Annotated in this window: 10 protein-coding genes; 8 read left to right on the top strand and 2 right to left on the bottom strand. The window is 36.1% G+C overall.

The window, feature by feature from the left end; genetic code table 11:
- Positions 1-542 precede the first annotated feature (542 nt).
- The 4 genes from ACE1MS_RS02815 (at position 543) to ACE1MS_RS02830 (ending at position 8,246) form a co-directional block, all read left to right on the top strand.
- Entirely contained in the window at positions 543-2,468 is a 1,926-nt protein-coding gene (locus ACE1MS_RS02815) for a sigma-70 family RNA polymerase sigma factor (protein ID WP_447402687.1), read from the top strand.
- 279 nt (positions 2,469-2,747) lie between these two features.
- Positions 2,748-2,912, top strand: a complete 165-nt coding sequence (locus ACE1MS_RS02820; RefSeq protein ID WP_289449457.1) for a hypothetical protein — start codon at positions 2,748-2,750, stop codon at positions 2,910-2,912.
- A gap of 880 nt (positions 2,913-3,792) precedes the next feature.
- Positions 3,793-5,685: a stalk domain-containing protein gene (locus tag ACE1MS_RS02825; RefSeq protein ID WP_036160808.1), complete on the top strand. Its 1,893-nt coding sequence runs from the start codon at positions 3,793-3,795 to the stop codon at positions 5,683-5,685.
- A gap of 59 nt (positions 5,686-5,744) precedes the next feature.
- Entirely contained in the window at positions 5,745-8,246 is a 2,502-nt protein-coding gene (locus tag ACE1MS_RS02830; RefSeq protein ID WP_236249599.1) for an S-layer homology domain-containing protein, read from the top strand.
- An 88-nt stretch (positions 8,247-8,334) separates the two neighbouring features.
- Here ACE1MS_RS02830 and ACE1MS_RS02835 read toward each other — a convergent pair whose 3' ends face one another.
- A complete protein-coding gene (locus tag ACE1MS_RS02835; RefSeq protein WP_447402688.1) occupies positions 8,335-9,588 on the bottom strand; it encodes an HlyD family secretion protein in 1,254 nt (417 codons plus the stop codon).
- Positions 9,588-10,265 (bottom strand): hypothetical protein, encoded by a 678-nt coding sequence (locus ACE1MS_RS02840; RefSeq protein WP_012292868.1) that lies wholly within the window; start codon positions 10,263-10,265, stop codon positions 9,588-9,590. Before ACE1MS_RS02840 ends, ACE1MS_RS02835 begins: the two co-directional genes overlap by 1 nt.
- A 569-nt stretch (positions 10,266-10,834) precedes the next feature.
- Between ACE1MS_RS02840 and ACE1MS_RS02845 the strand changes: the two genes are divergently transcribed.
- The 4 genes from ACE1MS_RS02845 (at position 10,835) to ACE1MS_RS02860 (ending at position 19,402) form a co-directional block, all read left to right on the top strand.
- A complete protein-coding gene (locus tag ACE1MS_RS02845) occupies positions 10,835-14,836 on the top strand; it encodes a cell wall-binding protein (protein WP_447402959.1) in 4,002 nt (1,333 codons plus the stop codon).
- Between the two features lie 212 nt (positions 14,837-15,048).
- Positions 15,049-16,116 (top strand): CAP and S-layer homology domain-containing protein, encoded by a 1,068-nt coding sequence (locus ACE1MS_RS02850; RefSeq protein ID WP_031417533.1) that lies wholly within the window; start codon positions 15,049-15,051, stop codon positions 16,114-16,116.
- Positions 16,117-16,337: 221 nt separating this feature from the next.
- Positions 16,338-17,249 carry a C40 family peptidase gene (locus ACE1MS_RS02855; protein ID WP_289449450.1) on the top strand — a complete coding sequence of 304 codons (912 nt, stop codon included), beginning with the start codon at positions 16,338-16,340 and terminating at the stop codon, positions 17,247-17,249.
- 236 nt (positions 17,250-17,485) lie between these two features.
- Positions 17,486-19,402: an N-acetylmuramoyl-L-alanine amidase gene (locus tag ACE1MS_RS02860; protein WP_031417531.1), complete on the top strand. Its 1,917-nt coding sequence runs from the start codon at positions 17,486-17,488 to the stop codon at positions 19,400-19,402.
- The last annotated feature ends 24 nt before the right edge of the window (positions 19,403-19,426 follow it).

Raw genomic sequence — 19,426 nt, forward strand, 5'->3', positions numbered from 1 at the left:
GAAGTATTGTAACATTCGGAGCCTTGTTAGAAGAGGTGTGTCAGCACCAGTGAAGCTAATAAGATGATGGCAGCAGGTTTGTAGTAATGTCCATAGCTAGCTGTTTTGGATTAATGAGAAGGCTAAGAAATTTATTTCCCAAAAATTTATTTCTTTTATAAGTTAAATTTAGAGGCGATCATATATATGATTGCTTCTTTTTTTATTGTCTACTCTATGAGGGAAAATAAACTGAGGAGAGAAAAATCCATATTCTAGTTAGTTTAGAGGTTTTCCTTATAATGCTTATTAAATTTCTTACTCAATGCTATCTGATGATATTTTAATACAATCTTCCTCTTTATAAACCAATGACTATACTATAGAAAACTCTTATAAGTTTAACTTCTAAGTATTTAATACTTGAAGTACTCTCTCATAATGAAAATTGTCGTTTAGTCATCCATTAATTTTCTACAAAATATAAGAAAAATAAAAAAATCATTATTTGGTGAAACCTTTTCATCTAAAATGTTACTCTAACAATAATAGGAGGTATTAAAATGGAACAATTAGTAAGATCAGCTATCGACGGTCAGCAAGCTGCATTTGAGCAGCTAGTAGAAGCTGAAAAGTCTAAGCTTTTAGCAAAAGCTTACTCCTATATTGGTAACAGAGAAGACGCAGCAGACATTGTACAAGAAACCTTGCTGCAAGCTTTCAAATCAATGCATCAATTAAAAGAACCAAAATATTTCTCTACCTGGCTGTTTAAGATATTAATACGACAATGTTTTGCTTATCTACAACAAAGAAAGCGTACACTTGTAGTGGAAACTGAGCTTATACAGCAACAGCTAATTGAACAAGAACAATCAATGAACTACGAATTTGTCCATGAGGCATTGTCTTTACTTCGAAAAGATTATCAAACCGTACTTATACTATTTTATTTTTATGATTTTAAAGTACAAGAAACTGCTTATCTCTTAGATAAGCCAATCAATACGATCAAAATGTTTTTACATCGTGGTCGTATCCAATTAAAAAAGCAACTAGAACAGAGCATGAACAAGCCAATTAAGCAGAAAGAAGTGATACATATGTTAAAGGAACAACTAGCAAAATTAGCGTTAAACTTTGTGTCAATTCCTGATAACTATCAATTACTAGTAGAGGATTATTCAAAAGAGCAAGCTACATTTATGTGGTCGACAGACGAATTAGAAGAAGGAATTGAAGTGTCACTTGATCCAAACGGAAAATTATTAGATTTAACTAGACCTCCTTCAACAACAGGTACACTTGTCACAATGCAGCAGCAGCAAGCCATTGCAGATCAATTTTTAACAGCGCAATACACTGAAGCATTAGATTATTTAGCTGTGTCTACAATCATTGAAAAAGAGGATGAAACAAAGTTTTTATATAAACAATTTGTGGGAGGCTATCCTCTTGCAAGCTATTATACAAAAATAATCGTTTCCAAGTACGGAGAAATCATTGATTTTAAGTACAATGGCTACACGAAAGCTCCACCAAAAATCCTTACGCAGCTTGCCAGCAAGGACAGGATTTTACAACAAGTACTTAAAGCTCCGTGGGCTTTATCTATGAAGTATTTAGTTAGTGGCAATTATTCTGTTGCACAGTCTGGTTTGTACCCAATTTACGAAAGTCCAATTGTATATCAGTCATTTAATGCCATTGATGGTAAAACATTATTTGAAGAGGAAGATGAGAAAGAGGCTTCCTTCACCAAGTTTCCATACGTACAACCACTCAAAAAGCAGAAGACACTTGAAAATATAATAGGTGTAACAGATTGTATGGGAAAGCTACGGGAAGTCGAAATGGATGAAAGTACACTCGGCATTGTATGGAGAAAAAAAGATTGGCAAGCTCCGAAAGATAAATCGCTAGAAAATTTCCTGCTTGAACGTATCGAGGATACGGTGAAGGCAAAGGTTGATAAGCATTCAAGGAAATTAAAGGAGTTCAATTGGTTTAAAGAGCGTACAGGTGAACTGGAACTTTCATTCGAAGCTTGTAGAGATATTGCTTGTACATTTATTGCGACATATTTTAAAGAATATATTCCTTATTTACAATTGCAAATCGAGGAACCATCCTTTAATGAGATGAACCGTGCATATTTCACTTTTCCGCTGTACGTGGCTCATGGCTTACAAATAGAGGGGGAACGTTTTTACGTTGGAGTAAACAAAACGACGGGATTCATCGATACATTATGGTCTCCTCGTATAGATCTAAAACTTCTTGACTCCTACGATTGTGCAACTATTCAACCTTTAGAGAACGTAATATCTGCCTTGAAAGAGGCCGATGCCTTTTTACAATGGTCTTGTCAGTATGATGACAATAAAAACGATGAAGTATTACAATATCGATTGGGACAATCGAAAACAAAACAGCGGATTGTTGGTATCGATGCAACGACAGGACAACTTATCGTCAGTAAACTTTAAATAAAGGGGAGTCAAATAGCCTCGAGAATATGTAACTTAAGAATAATAAGCTATCTATCATTACAATAAACAGGTGATGAAGTAAACGCTAGTGCTAAAATTTATTTAAACAAAGCTATCGAATTCAGAAGCACTGCTAAAAAAGTAAAACCATCTAAGGTTTCTGGTGAGATAGATGGAGTGCTCAGATATCGTAAAAATGGAAAGTATATTGACCTTGCTCCAAATGGTAATATTGTATCTTTTGGTAAGGTTTAATATAGTAAAAGGAGTTTTTTTGTGAGCTGGAGAGATATTAAAATTGATAGTCTTGATGCTATTGAAAAATGTGTAGCAGAATTTGAGATTACAGCTTTAAGGTTTTTTGAAGAGATATTTGAAGAGATATTTGAAGAAAATATTATTCACTATGGTGCTTTCAAAGTAAAGATATATGAAAGATAAAACATGCATTCTAATTCTTAAGAAAGTGACTTTACAGGGTTCACAAACCTTGGATTAAAATCTCCAGATGGAGGCTATGAAGGTGGAATAGGTTATGGAGCTACAGAAGAAACTTTAGAGGATACTATACGTAATTTTATGAACAATTTAAAGAAATTTAAAGATGGGAAAAAATTCGGTCTTAATAAAGAAGATGTAGTTTTGTTAGCATATGATGAATTTTAATAGCCTTTAATACCTTTAGCTATACGTAAATAATAAGACTGCCTCTAAAGGAAGTTTTGTGTTTATCAAAAGTAGACAATAATTTTCTTAATGAAAGTTAGTTATGTACAAAATTTGATCATCAATTGAAGATCCTTTTGTTTGTAACTAAAACGGTATTCTTTAACCTCAGCTGATGGTGCTTTACTGGTGTCGCTCATCCTTTTTAAGCTATATTCCGTATTCCTGGAATATAGCTTTTTTAATACAGTTCACGTGAATAATCCACCATTTTCTCCAGGCTGTGTAACTTTTTTTAAAAAAACCAGTCTACTTAATACAATAGTTTGCTAGATGACATGCTGATATCAGCCCATAATGTTACTGATCAACTACTAGCTATGTCTCGATATCAATTTGATAGAAAGCAGCTACACCATTGCTTTAAAATTTGCTTCTAGGGAGGGTATATATAAGGATCTAGTCAGGAAGAAAACAGTTTGCAAGAAAATATACTGGCCATTTGGAATATCATTTACTTCATATGAAGCTTTTGAAGGAGAGAGGTTAGAACTCTAGTACCGAATTCTACTTTTTTCGATATGAATCCCACATTTTGGGGTTTTTTCATGTTAAGATGATAAAGACAATTGAATGTGAAAAAAAGGAGATTAGCATGTTTAAGAAACTAAGGAATACATGTATTGTATCAGCGGTTGCTTTGGCTACAATTTTACCTGGACAAGCATCTGCATCAGCAACTAGTAACAATGGAATTCAGATAAAAAACAATGTTTCAATTACAATTAATGGAGAGACGATTAGTGTCTATGACCCTATTTTAAATAAATCGGATTTCTTATTATTGCCAATGCGTGCTTTATATGAAGCGATTGGTGCGAATGTGGATTGGAATAAAGAAACACAGACAGCGTCAGCTACTCGTAACGGGAAGATTGTGGATTTAAAGATTGATTCGATGATGGCTTTAGTAGATGGCCAAGAAGTGGTGATGGATGTTGCACCGTTCATGTATAAGGATCGTACTTATATGCCACTGCGTTTCGTTAGTGAAAATTTTGATGGGAATGTTCAATGGGACCCAGAAACACAATCGGTAGATATTACGATGTCAGATGATCTGCCTGAAACGCCTCAGGAAGACCCTTATATTTTACATATCAATAACAAACGTATCGTGATGAAAGATCCTATTATTATGAAAGATTCAAGATCTTATTTACCAGCTAGCTATATCTATGATTATTTAGATGATTCTGCTGGTGCATGGCTCCCAGACAATTCCTTTGAATTACAAATTGCCGGGATGAGCTTTGTTTTCAAAGATAATAGTAATGAGGTTCTTGTGAATAACGAAACGGTAACTTTAACAGAAAAACCGTTTATTCAAAAAGGAAAAATGTATGTGCCTATTACGTTTCTTGTGAATGCGTTAGGCGGAAATTTACGCTATATCAGTGAAAAAAAAGAAATGTATATTTACGTTTACCGTTATATGTACACAAGTTCATTCCTTGAAAAATCTTATGGTTCTACATCATCGCCAACAGCTGTTCCTTCTGCTCGTTTAGAGGGAGATCGTGATTTATTTATTAGTGATAATCCTGAAACGTTAACGCGTAAGCTTGTGCCAAAGAATAATGCAACGCTTTCACAATATGACGTGAACTCAACGGCAGTGACGAATAAGCATCGTGTCTTTGGGTGGCATTACAATACATTAGGTACAGATGTCAATATTGGGATTACGGTTCAAAATAAGTCTACGACAGAGAGTATTAAAGTTGTAGATTCTAGAGGTATTAACCAAAAGACAGGAAATAGCTGGGTAGGTCATGATATTGGTTTGACCATTGCTGATGCTACATTAAATAACAAGCTGAAAAAATCAGAAAGTAGCGGTATTGTCATTGCACCAGGAGAAACAAAGGTCATTGAAACATACGATCTACACCATGAATATATTATTGGCTTTTTACATGATTTAGATATTCAAGCGGTCAATGGTGGAAAACCAGAGTATACCATTCGCACAGTGCTTACAAAAGATAATAGTGATTTAACAACGATTCAATCGGAGCAGGTTGCCATCGATGAGTATGCAAAGCATCCAAGAGGTGCTTGGCCAAGCGCTACAATTCTAGCAGAACTACCAGCCTATACAGTAGATTCACCAGAAGTAGGCTATAACATTTCGAATGGCCGTACTGACCATTTACAAACAGCTGAAAATTCATTTTCACAAATTAATGGAGCAGTCGGAAATCCAGGTCATTTCGGTATGAACTACAAGGTTTCCATTCCTGTTGTAAATCCAACAGGGACGACCAAAACGATTAAGCTGAAACTTGCTGGTCGTGGAGGCTTATACAGTGGAGCAATTAAGGTGAATGGCAAAGTGCATTTAGTGCCTTCTTTAAGAGTAGGAGAAGAGTATGTTGAATTACCTGATTACGAAATGAAGGGTGCAACAGATACGATTCAATTAGAGCTAATGCATGCTGGTGGTGTCAATCTTCCAGTAGCTATCTATGTGGAAACAAAATAAAGAAGTCCCTGGCACGGTTCATATGACATGATATCGTGCCATACTTTGATTAATTCGGAGTGAAGAAATTGGCAAGAAAATTAGTAACAATTGTTGTAGTCATGTTCGTGCTTATGTTAACAGTTAGCCCCATCAATGGACAAGCAGCTGGTTTTGGAAATAAAGTAAGTGAAGTGAAAACAGAGGTATCACCACAAGTAAATCACGTACAACAAACCTATACGTCAGGTTCTATACGTCAGTTTGTAAATGTTTTAGATGTAAATTTAAATAATACATATACAAAACTAGAAATTGGGATGCCGAATCCTATTAATTCCCTAAAAACAACTTCAGCTATGGCGAAGCAAAACACGTATGATGGCCATCGAGTTGTTGGAGCTGTTAATGCTTCATACTTTTTAGGAAATGGGATGCCTGCGAACTTGTTAGCGGAAAAGAATGAAATTGTCAACTATGGTATTTTGGGAGATACGTATGATAGCCCGACGCAAAAGCCAGTTGCATTTGGCTTATCTAAATCAGGGAAAGCGATTGCAGATTATTATACAACGAATCTATCTTTCCAAGTAAATGGAAAAACATATCCTATTGATCTAATTAATAGTGAACGAGGAACAAATAAAAACGTTTTATATACGCCAGAAAAAAAGACAACTGGTACAAATGCATGGGGCTTAGAACTAGTGGTGTCAGGAGCTAGTCAGGATACAAATACCCTACATTTTGGTGATCAATTCTCAGGGACAGTTTCTCATGTAACAACGTATGGTGCAGAAGGAAACTCAGCAGTACCAGCGGATGGTTTTGTTATTTCTGTACAAAATAAAGAATTAGCCGCTGAATTAAGCAATATTTCAGCAGGTACAAATATCGATGTCAGCTTGTCAATCGATCAAAAATGGATGGATGCTCAATTCATTTTAGCTGCAGGACCAATGCTTGTACGCAATGGTCAAGTGGATATTTCCATGCCAACAAATTCTGGTTTTGCTTCGACACGCAGTCCTCGTACAGCAGTAGCGGTGGATGCTACAGGTACAAAGGTATCACTTATTACAATTGATGGTCGCTTAAGTGGTCATAGTAATGGTGTTAACTTATCAGATTTAGCTTCACATTTAATTTCAATAGGAGCTACTTCAGCTATTAACTTAGATGGTGGCGGTTCTACAGCGATGGTCGCGCGCAATCCAGGAGGGTATTTCGCCAACCTTGTGAACAAACCGTCTGAGGGTAGTGAGCGTCGTGTATCGGCCATTTTACAGGTCGTTAATACAGCACCACCAGGGAACGCAAAATCTATTACGCTAAATAGTGTTGGTCAAGTCATGAAAGGTTCATCTGTAGATATGCAAGTAGCAACTGCCTATGATCAATATTTAAATCCAATGACTATCAACCCAGCGAGCATGAAGTGGTCAGTTGAAGGAAATATCGGTAAGATGGATGGTGCAACCTTTACGGCTACCCAAAAAGGTGAAGGGAAAATTATTGGGGAATATGGAGGTATTCGTACATCCACAGCTGTATCTGTAATAGACTTAGCAGAAAAACCTATTGTACTAGATAGCTTTGATAATGTGTCTTCTTGGACAACAGAAGTAGCAAAAGCGAATGCTTCGTTAGCAAATTCTAAAGAGTATGCAAGACAGGGAACAGCTAGCATGCAATTAAACTACGATTTTACAGTAGCGGGCTCAGGGACTAAGGCTGCCTATATGGTTGCTAAAAAACCCATTACTATAACAGGTCAGCCGAAAAATATCGGTGTTTGGGTATTTGGCGATGCAGGTAAGCATTGGCTAAGAGGTGTGGTTGTAGATGGATCAGGGACTAAGCACACGATTGATTTCACAAGCCAGGGAGGTTTAGACTGGAATGGCTGGAAATACGTAAAGGCGGATATTCCAAGTAATCTAGCAACACCATTGAAATTCGAACGTTTATATGTTGCTCAACCGACAGCTTCTCTTCAAAAGAAAGGCCAGCTGTATTTTGATCAATTACAGGCTGTCTACAAAGATAATCATGAGGAATTAGTTTATACGGATGTGAACAAAGGGCATTGGGCGTTTTCAGAAATCCAAAGCCTATACAATAAATCACTGATCAAAGGCTACTCTAATGGTACGTTTAAGCCAGAAGCGTCCATTACACGTGCAGAGGCAGCTACAATCATTGCCAGAGCACTGAATCTATCAACAACGAAGGATTCTAGCTTTAAAGATGTAAGTAAAAGTCATTATGCATATAGTGCCATTGCAGCAGTCGAGCAGGCTGGCATTATTAAAGGGCAAGAACCAGGGAAGTTCAACCCAAACGGACAGCTTTCACGTGCAGAGATGGCAGCGATTTTAACAAGAGCCTACAAATTAACAGGTACAAGTAAAGTTAACTTCACAGATGTTAAATCAACGCACTGGGCATACAGTAATATCCAGGCACTTGTGGCGAATGATTTAACAGGAGGTTTCCCAGATAATACATTTAGACCCGATGCACAAATTACTCGTGCTCAATTTGCAAGCTTCTTAAATAGATGCCTATCATTAAAATAATCTTGAAATCCCCCTGTAATAGCTACAGGGGGATATTTTTACAGAAAAAATCCGCCACTCTCTGAAGAGAATGAAGCGGATTTTTCATTTAGAAAACAATGTATTTCACATATTGCTTCCAAGTTAACTCTTTAAACTGCTTCCAGTGTAACTTCTCAATAGGTAAAGTACGGAAGGTATAGGCTTCCATATTGCGCTTCTCATTAGAGAGCATTGGTGTTCCCTCATCGAGATAGTCCGAGAAAATAGCAGATTGAGCCGTATTAAATTGGACATTAATATCTATCAATTGGATTTTCCCATCCTGATTAATGATATGAAGCTTTTTATTTCCTTTTTTTGTTGTCGTTAACCACGATTTATCGACCTTATAAGAATCGAACGCTTCATTGACAATAATGGAGGCTTTGCCAGTTGATGAAAACGGTACATCCTCTATTGGCGCATCTTGTTGCAGTACTACTTCATAATTTGTTGGCTGCGGTAGGTCTGTTGTTTTGGCTAATTCATTTGCCCAAAAGGTTTCATCATCTGTAGCAATCATTTGCTTATCTAATACGATGCCAGATAATGCGTCTTTGACATGTTTCACTTTAAAATCAACCGTTTGGCCTTCCTGTACTTGTTGCCATTCTTTTTCAGATAAATAAGCATACATGGCTTTTTCATTAGAATAGATTTCGAAGGTTAAAGCACCAGCTTCTTCTTTCACCGCTGCTACTACACCGTCGATAGGACTGATGATGCCTTGACGTGATTCTATTTGTGTGATCTGTGCGTCAATGAGCGCAATTTGACGATTCGTTTCAGCGATATGTCGATTTAACAGGGCAACTGCTGTCGATAGCGAATTTTGTTGAGCAAGCTCTAATTTTAATGTCACAGACAATTTATCATTGATTTGATCGGTATTAATAGAGCTTTTTGGATTCGAATCGTCGTATTCATCTTCAATTTGATCAAGTGCATCTTGTAAATCATTTAATTCTGTTTCATAGGCAGTACGTTCCGATTCAAGCTTTGTAAGCTCCTCGTCTACTTCATCTGTTTTAAAGGTAGCGAGTAAATCATTCATCATCACTTCCTGACCGCGCTTTACATTGACAGCGGATAACTTTGTTGCATCAGCTGTAATGGTATACGTCTCAGCGGGTGCCACAATGGTTTCCTTATTGACACGCTCTGTATTCGTACCGATATATGCTTTCTGAAATTCGTCAATAAAGTAGGATCGTGTCACGGTGCTATCTTCTTTGAAAACAAAATAAGCATTTATACCGATTATGAGCATCGCCAACACAATACCTATACTTGTCCATGGTCTTGTCTTGATAAATGCCATCATCCTAACCCCCTAGCAATCCATTCTTTAATGGGTAGCACACTAATCATGCCCACAAATAAGGCCATAAATAGTTGTAAGCCAATCAATTTGACTACTAACATTTTTCTACTAGCTTCTTCCTCCCATTTCGACAGGAATAAATACTGCACAATAATGATTAAAACGGACGTTACTGTCAGCTGATTGATTGTAAATAACACGAAGTCAGTTTTAATGACCTGTAAGGCAGCGGGTGCCAAAGAAAAGAATGAAAACATCGTTGTATAGCCAACTCCATAAAAAACAGCAAAGAGGATTGCTTTTTCAATGAGTAGAAAGGCAACAACATAAAGCTGGACTCTTTTTATCCAAGTATAAGGAATGTCCGTTAATAGATGTAATAAGTAGGTAACACCGTAATAATGGAAGCAAAAATAAATAATTGCCCATAAAATGGCACCGAGCATGGAAAGTACGCGTGCTACATAGTATTCATTTTGTAAATCCATTGCAAATAAGGACGTTAAATTCTCTGTCCCCATTCCCCAATATTCGCGAGCAGCAAATAATAGGATGAAAAGAATGAACACCGTTAATGCACGTTTTTTATATCCGATGATCTCGCCCTTTTCTACGATGTTTGTAAAGTAGGTAGGATTTTTTAAGCTATGCCAGAACTTATAATGGTAAAACATAAACAGCGTCCTTTCTTCCAAAATAGGATATCAAAGATGTAGTATACACCTTGCAAAGACATTATGACATATGAAAATAGCTGTTTTTTTCCAATAATTTCGTTGAAAAAACGTATTTCGTCATTACATGTCGATGGATGAAAAACATCCTACTATCAATTACATCTGGGCAGATTCGTGTCACATTATTTCGGACTTACTCGAAAGCACATTTTCAAAAATCTGTGATTTCTGCCAAAGGATTTAATATGATTCGGTAGGCGTTTGAAATCCGAAGAATCCATATAAATCTATTGTATAGTATAATTGAAATAACTTCCTGTTTTTCTAGCTAGTAATTTTGAAAAACTACTTTTGACGCTCGTTATTTTGTAAATATAATAGAATGGCTTGAAAACATGTAATTTACACCGATACTAAAGTAATGATTCATTAATTATGTCTTTGCGTAATTATGTCCAGATTTTTTCGATTTTGCTCGAAAAACCTCGGAGGCTTTTTAATCACATGAAGATTTAGGATAAATGAAAATGAACAGAATCATTTTCTTATACATAAAAAATGAAAGGGTGGTTCGATTGAATCGAAAATTGACAGCAGGTGTTATAACAAGTCTATTATTAGCACCTACAGCTATCGCAAATGCACAGGAAAATGATGCACAATCTCGTGCTACAGTTCAAACGGAGCAAGTTTCCTATGTCAATGCTGTAGCAGCTGCTACAACAAAGGAACAGCTCATTGCCCAATTCGGTAAATTATCAGAGAATTCGACTGCCAATGAGATGGTTATAGCAGATGGTGATATCAAAGTTGTACAAAATTCAAATGATCTTGGATTTGACAACAATGAAAAGGCGCTTATTCAAGCAAAATACGATTATGTAGTGGAGCAACGTCGTCTATTAAATGAGCTACAAGCAATTTGGAAGAAAATTAGTACTATCTCTTATACTAGTAAGACATTTATAGATGATGTGAAAGCTGTAGAAACAGAATATGACAATTTTTTAGGGAATGAAACGACAGACCATTCATATTTATTCGTACAAAAACAATTTGAGGAAGCTGTCGATGCAGCATTTGCTAATAGCGCTAGCAGTATTACTAATACCATTCGAGGAACAGTCTTACAATATGGTTATAAAGAGGCTGATCGCAATAACTATTTTAAGGGCAAAGGAGTAGATATTGCGAAATTAGGAAAATTGGTTGATGATGCAGCAGCAGTAAAAACTACTGCTACAGAACTAGATGCTTTAGTAGTTGTATTAAAGCAAAATCCAACAGATTATCCAGCTATTTCGTCAGCATTAGATAAAGTTACAGCAGCTTATAACTTACTAACGGCCGATCAAAAGAAAGTGGCTGAAGCTTATAATCCAAATAATGATGTGGTAACACCCTTTAAAAAATATAAGGATGCTTTAACTGGTCTATCAGCCATAGATAAAGTTTCATTAACTATTACGCAATTAATGGCTAAAAAACCAACAGAATTTACTTCAGCGACAAGCTTTATTAGTGCAGTAACTGCTATTGAAAAATCCTACAATGCCTTAGATGAAGCATCACAAAAGTTAGTGGCAAACTATTCTACATTTGAACAATATAAAAAGGCTGCTGATATTTCCAAACGAATTTCAGCACTGCGTGTATCAAATGATCCTGCTTATCGCACAGAAGTAGATTCGATTAAAGGTAGTTATGATCAATTAACAATCGATAAAGAACTTGTAAAAAATACAGCTGATCTACAGGTAGCAATAGCAAATATTGCTTCTGCTGAAAAAATCGAAGGACTTATTGTGGCAATTGCAAATGCCTCAAATAAAGTGGAAGCTATCAAAGATGCTCGTACTGCCTATGATGTGCCGCAAGCAACAAATGGCACAGCTATTAACGCGGCGAATGTCAAAAAAATTGTCAATAACCTTGCAGAGCTGACAAAGTGGGAGAAGGTTTATAATGCGTCTTTAAGTGTGGACAAATTAATTGATGCTATCGATCCTAAAGCTTCTACATTCGAGAGTAAAACATTTGCTGCTCAATCGGCTTTTGATAAATTAGCTGTGGAAGAACAGGCATTTGTGCAAAAGAGTGATCGCTTAAAGCTTTTAATCCAATATGCGACTTTATCGAAACAAGTGAATGCGCTTAAACCGACCATGCAAGATTACAAGAACCAAATTACGGAACTGCAATCTAAAGTGACGTCTTTAAATGCTGGTAATGGTGATGATGCGGCTCCATTGGCAGAAATGAAAAGTAAACTTGAAGAAAAACTATCCAATCTATTAAATGAAGATTTAGTAATAGCAGGTGTGATTGAGCAAATATCAAAACTAAGTCAATCAAATGATATGATTACAGATATTTTAGCAGCCCGTGCTGCCTATGATGGTCTCCCATCTTCAGCAAAAAGCCGTGTAACAAATATTAAGGTATTAACTGATTTAGAGAAATCCTATAAAACGGTTGTGAATGTCATTTCACAATTTGAAAAACTTGATCCATCCTCTAAGAGCTATATCTCAAAAGCTAAATCAGCTTATACAGCATATGCTAAGCTAGATGACAAGAATAAAACCTATGTCAAAAATTATAAGAATTTAAAAGAGCTTGTACCTGTAATAGAGGTAATTGTGCAAATTAATGCATTAAATCCTTCCAGAAAAACGTATAAAGATGATGTGAAGGCAGCAACAGATGCTTACACAGCATTAGCAGATAAAGACCAAGTTATTAATTATCCAGACCTTACAAAAGCACAGAACTATATCAATATGGCAAAGGCATTTGATGAACGTGTTCTTGCATTAGCCAATGAGAATCCAGATACATTTGTCCAAAAGGTAGCAGAGCTAACGACAGCCTATAAAGCATTAGATAAAAATGCGCAGAAGCTTGTGGAGCAGGCAAAAACTTTAAGTAATTATGAAAAGAGCAATAAAGCTGTTATCAAGGTTATTCAACTAATCAATGCGTTGGACCCATCGAGTAAGGATTATACGAAAAAGGTACTTGGCGCTCGAAAGGCTTATAATGCACTTGATGAAGTTTCAAAAAAACATGTGACGAACTATGCGAACCTCACGTCTGTCGAAGATGTGGCTTCATTAATTGGCCTAATCGCTACGTTAAAGCCAACAAGTAAAACATTCTACCAAGATATGAAAACAGCACGTGAGCTTTACGATGCGCTATCTGAGGAGAAGAAGCAAGCCATTATCAACTATGATGCACTGGTAGCCGCTGAAAATGAACAGGGGCTAGCTGAGGGTGTAATTGAGCTAATTAAATTAACAGAAGTGCAAGATGCAGACTATTTAACAAAGCTGATGAATGCACGTGTAGCCTATGATAAGCTGTCATCTAATCAAAAGAAATTAGTGTCGAATATTAAAGATTTAACAACACGTGAAAAAGAGGTTAAACCTATTTTAAGTGTGATGGTACAAATTAATGAACTAGATCCACAATCGAAAAGCTTTGTTAGTAATGTCAACTCTATACGTAAGGCATATGACAAACTAACAAAAGATCAAAAAAAATACATCAACAATATTGATGTACTATTAAAATATGAGCCTGTATCCGATGTAGTGGAATTGATTAGTAAACTAAAATCTTCAAGCAATACATTCCTTCAAGATACAGCAAGAGCCCGTTCACTTTATGATGCACTTCCTGCCGATTTGCAGCAATATGTGACAAATTACTACTTATTGCAAGCGGCTGAATCAAGTATCCTTGGGGCTGGCAATGTAATGCAGATGATTGATGCTTTACCATCTATTGATCCAAAGCAGTATGTCAAACGTATTCAAGAAATACGTGCTGCTTATAATGCTTTACCAAAGGATCAGCAACGAGCTGTGCAAAACTACAGAGTATTACAAGACCAAGAAAAGCTGATTAAGCCCGTTATGAGTATTGTGGAGGATATTGATCGACTTTTAACAGCAAAAGATATGAATAGTCAATATCAAAAGATTTTAAAAGCTTATGATAAGCTGAATGCTGACCAAAGACGATATGTGTATAACGACCAATTATTACTATCCTTAGACAACGTTATAAAAGTCTATAATAACATTGCAAAATTAAATCCTAAGGATAAGTTCTACTTTGGTATGGTTGAAGCCGTACGAAAAGAATACGATAGTTTGAATACGACAGATAAACAGCGTATCTCCAATTATTCGATTCTCTTAGAAGCGGAGAAAAGTATGGCCGATGTCAAGAAGGTCGTTGAAATAATTGCGGGACTTTCTCCAAGCTCACCAACGTATATTGAAGATGTGGCTAATGCCGTGGCTGCTTATCAGGCATTGGATTCTAAAGTACGCGGACAAGTCATCAATGAAGACTTACTTAAACAGGCTGAAAAAGATGTGGCTGCAGTTCTTAAGGTTGTTCAAGCGATTGGAAATATCGATCCAGATAGCTCATCCTTTGAGAAAAAAGTGCTATCAGCTCAAAAAGACTACAGCTCATTGTCGATAGAGCAACAGGGATTAGTATATAATTATCGTATTTTAGAAGAATATCTTAAAATGATTCAATAGTATGAGAAAAAAGGAGTTTTCCCAATGAATATTAAGGGAAAACTCCTTTTATAATGATCAATGATGAATCTATTGATGATTTTCCAAAAAAGTGAAACTATCTTATTTGAATTTCGTATCATATAGTAGGTATGGTGAATTTTCGTTTCCTGACCTCAGTGATGAAAAAGCGCCGTTTGCTACATATTTGACATATGGAGGAGGTAGCCCTGTTGAAGAAAATGCTGAGTATTGTTGTACTTTCAATAGCTGCAACCGTAGGAAGTTTAACTAGTTTAAATCAGGTAGAAGCGGCATCTGCCAAAGTTGTAGATGTTTCAAATTCATATTGGGCAAATGCTTCGATACAACATATGCTTTCAAAAAAATATATGACTACATATAGCGATTATACATTTAAGCCAGAGCAGGCTATTACAAGAGCGGAGGCGGCTGCAGCCATTGCTCGTTCTATTCAGACCAATGTAGACATAGCGAATATGACAAATTTTAAGGATGTCCCTGCTAGTCATCCCTATTACAAAGAAATTTGCCAGCTTGTTAAATTGGGGATTATCCAAAAAGGAGAAGCCTTTTATCCTGAGGAGCCTTTAAAGCGAATGCAAGTGGCAAAAATGCTAGCATTAGCATATCAGTTTAAGGTTGATAACAAAAATAGTACCCAATTTGCGGATATTCCTGGCTCTCATTGGGCAAAAAATTATATTGAGTCGCTTGCTGATATAGGCATTATCAGTGGGGTTGAAGCTAAACGTTTTGCACCTGATCAATTAGTGACACGCGCCCAATTTGCTGTGTTCGTTGAACGAAGTATTTATTTTCAGCAAAAAATAAACAAATTGGAAGTGGCCTATGATTATTTGGCAAAGGATTATATCCCAACTGTCAACCTTTCTACAGAGTGGTCTAAAAAGGTGATTGAATTAATTAATGTTGAAAGACAAAAGAAAAAACTAGAACCTGTTGTGTATGATCCAAAATTGACACAAATCGCAATTATTAAAGCGCAGGATATGGTGAACCGCCATTATTTTGAACACGTTTCTCCATATTATGGTGCCCCATGGGATTTAGCGACTTTATTTGATTATGATTACACGAGCTTTGGAGAAAATATCGCGAGAAATATCCAAACGCCAGAGGTTGCGGTAAAGGCATGGATGGCTTCACCGAGTCATCGTGATAACATTTTGAAAGAAAATTATACGAATACAGGTGTTGCAATAGCGCAGGATAGCAAAGAAAATTACTATTGGGTCCAATTGTTTTCTAGTCAATAAGTTGTTATGTAACAAAGGAGCACTAATGTTACAGTAATGTTACGAAGGCTTCGAAATTTAATAAAAAAATCCCTCTTTTAACGCTGGAAATACGACCAAACGTTGGTATTACAGCGTTTTTTTGCTGTCTAAAACCGTTACACAAATGAAAAATAACAAGACCTTCTTTTGTGATAGTCTATTTATAGGCAAAAAAGTATTGAGAGGGGTATAACAAAAGTATGAATAAGAAATGGTTATTACCGATTTTTGCATCTTTCATGTTATTTTCAACAACTCATATAAATACTGCTGAAGCAGCGACAAAAGAAAATGTCACTGAAACAGCTTCTAAATATTTAGGTACTCCATATAAATACGGCGGTACAACAACAAGTGGTTTTGATTGCTCGGGCTTTACATCTAAAGTATTTTCAGACTTAGGTATTCAATTAAACCGTACATCGGGCTCTCAATACCAACAAGGTGATGCAGTAGCAAAGAGCGATTTACAAGTTGGTGACTTAGTATTTTTCAATACAAGTGGTAGTGGTATTTCACATGTGGGTATATACATAGGTGATGGAAAAATGATCCACTCTCAAACTGGTCAAGGTGTTAGCTACTCAAGTGTTAACGACCCATATTATTGGGGTTCTCGTTATGTAGGGGCTAAACGTGTGGCAACATTTGATTCGCAACAGCAAGCTGAAGTAAAAAAAGCTGCAATTGACTTTTCAGTATATGCTTCTCGTGGAGAAGTTGCTGTACAAATTGCAAAAGCTTTAAACTTAGATACTTCTAATACAACTACTAATTTCGTAGATGTAAAACCAACAAATGCAAATGCAGGTGCTATTGCGGCTGTTGAAAGATTAGGTATCTTTGAAGGGGATGAAAATGGTAAGTTCAACCCATCTTCACCAATTACACGTGCACAAATCGCAAAAGTTTTAGTACTAGCTTTCAGTCTTGAAAACCAAGGGGAAACAGTAGCATTTAGTGATGTCTCACAAAATAGCTGGGCTAGTGATTATGTTTCTATCCTGGCGTCTAATGGTGTTACAAATGGCGATGGAGATGGAAGCTTCGGCTCTGATGATTTACTAAAAATCAATCAACTTAAAGTTTTTATTGAAAGAATTCAACAATAAATAAATTCATGAATTTTACATGTTTATTTTGTCATAGATTGCAAGAATTGATCTTTTGAATAGCTTATAATGGAAGAAGGGTTTGCATTTGCAGACTCTTCTATTTTTATGATAACTACGTAGGAGAGGAAGTGATATGGAAAATATATTTTAACAGTTCTATTGTATGATGCATTATTTAGCTAATTTTGTTAAAATGGACACGTTAAGAGAACAAGAAGGGAGGAAATAAGACATTGAACATCAAAAAAATTAGTCTTATCTTGTGCGTCTTATTCATTTCGGCTTCTATGTTTACGATACATAGTGCAAGTGTCAGTGCAGCTACCAACTCAAATATAACATTTGAAGATGTCACTAAAAATCACCCAGCCTATGAAGAAATCAATTATTTAGTAAGTTTGGGTGTAATCCAAGGCTATTTTGTGAATGGTAAAAGAGTTTTTGGCCCAAATAACAATGTAACAAGAGGACAAGCAGCCAAAATGGTTGTCGTTGCCTCTGGAAACAAACCATTAATCGTAAATAAATCAAGCTTTTCAGATGTTACAGTAGGCACTGAAATGTCAGGTTATATAGAACGTGCTGTACAATTAGGTTTCTTCGACAAAAATATAAAAGGTGAATTTCTACCAAACAAAGCCCTAACTCGTGGAGAAATGAGCTATGTCTTAACAAAAGCATTTAATTTAGATACAAGTGAGTATGAGGGAATTGACTCTCCATTTACGGATGTAGGGATTACACACGAATATGTAAAGTACATCAATACGATCTATTATAATGGGATTACAAACGGAACAGGTAAAACATATTTACCAAACAGCACGGTGACACGTTCTCAATTTTCATTATTTGTGGCACGTGCAAAAAGTGAGAAATATCGTTTAGAATTGCCTGTAAAAGGTGTAACTGTACCAGATACATCTCAAGTTATTGGCTTAGTAAAGGTTACTACAGATGGTTTAAACATTCGTAAATCAACGGATAGTAGTTCAACTACGAACATTGTAGGTAAAGTCAATACAGGTGGTAAATTATCAGTATATGCAGTTGAAGGCAATTGGTTAAAAGTATCTTATAAAGGTGCTTATGCTTATATTTTCAAACAGTACGCTGAGTTTTTAGATGCAGATGGTAATGTGTTAGGAGCAGTCGAAAAAGAAGTAACGACAAAAAATGCGGTTAACTTATATGTGAAGCCAACTTCTTCTGCAAAAGTAATTTCAACGATTAAAACAAATGTAAAATTACCAGTGTATAAAACAGTAGGTGGCTACTATTTAACACAAGTGGATGGTTTACCTGGTTATGTTGTAGCCAATAGTACAACAGATGCGGTTGAAGAAGAAAAACCTAATCCAGATCCAGGTACACCACCAGTTATTTCTGGAGATGTACTGGGAAGAGTAACGGTTGCTAACCTAAATGTACGTAGTCAAAGTAATTCAACGTCAGCAGTACTTTTCAAGCTGAATAAAGGAGAGTATGTCCAAGTTAATAGCATTAGTGGTTACTGGGCAGAAATTACTTACAATGGACAAACAGGTTATGTTCATAAATCTTACTTAAAGCTATTAAATCAGTCAGCTAAACCTCTACAAAATCGCGTTATCATCCTAGACCCAGGTCACGGTGGTAAAGATCCAGGGACAGTAAAAGGCTCTGTTTCTGAAAAGAGCATTACATTAAAGGTCAGCACGCAAGTAAAGCAATTACTAGAGAGTGCTGGTGCCAAAGTGTATATGACACGTACTGGTGATACGTATCCATCATTACAAGATCGAGTAGATTTCACGCAAGCAAACTATGGTGAGATTTTTGTTAGTGTCCATGTCAATTCTGCTGCCAATTCGTCAGCACAAGGTACTGAAACATATTATGCTATATCTACAGGAGATATGTATCAGGAAGACATAGATTTAGCTACATTTGTAAATAACCAAATTGTTAACAATTTAAATATGAAAAACCGTGGTGTTAAACAAGAACAGTACTACGTAATTCGTAATATGGTCATTCCGTCTATTCTAGTGGAGCTTGGTTTCTTAACAAACACTGAGGACCATAATAAAATGACCAATGATCAATACGTGAATCTATTTGCAGAATCTATTTATAATGGTATTTTGCAATACTATAAAAAACAATAAGAGTTGAAGAGACGATTCCAAAGT

The organism is Lysinibacillus sp. fkY74-1 (assembly GCF_053165895.1).

Coding starts and splice junctions, on each gene's coding strand:
- ACE1MS_RS02835 (WP_447402688.1), bottom strand. CDS start 9,588: ATGGCATTTATCAAGACAAGACCATGGACAAGTATAGGTATTGTGTTG.
- ACE1MS_RS02825 (WP_036160808.1), top strand. CDS start 3,793: ATGTTTAAGAAACTAAGGAATACATGTATTGTATCAGCGGTTGCTTTG.
- ACE1MS_RS02815 (WP_447402687.1), top strand. CDS start 543: ATGGAACAATTAGTAAGATCAGCTATCGACGGTCAGCAAGCTGCATTT.
- ACE1MS_RS02840 (WP_012292868.1), bottom strand. CDS start 10,265: ATGTTTTACCATTATAAGTTCTGGCATAGCTTAAAAAATCCTACCTAC.
- ACE1MS_RS02855 (WP_289449450.1), top strand. CDS start 16,338: ATGAATAAGAAATGGTTATTACCGATTTTTGCATCTTTCATGTTATTT.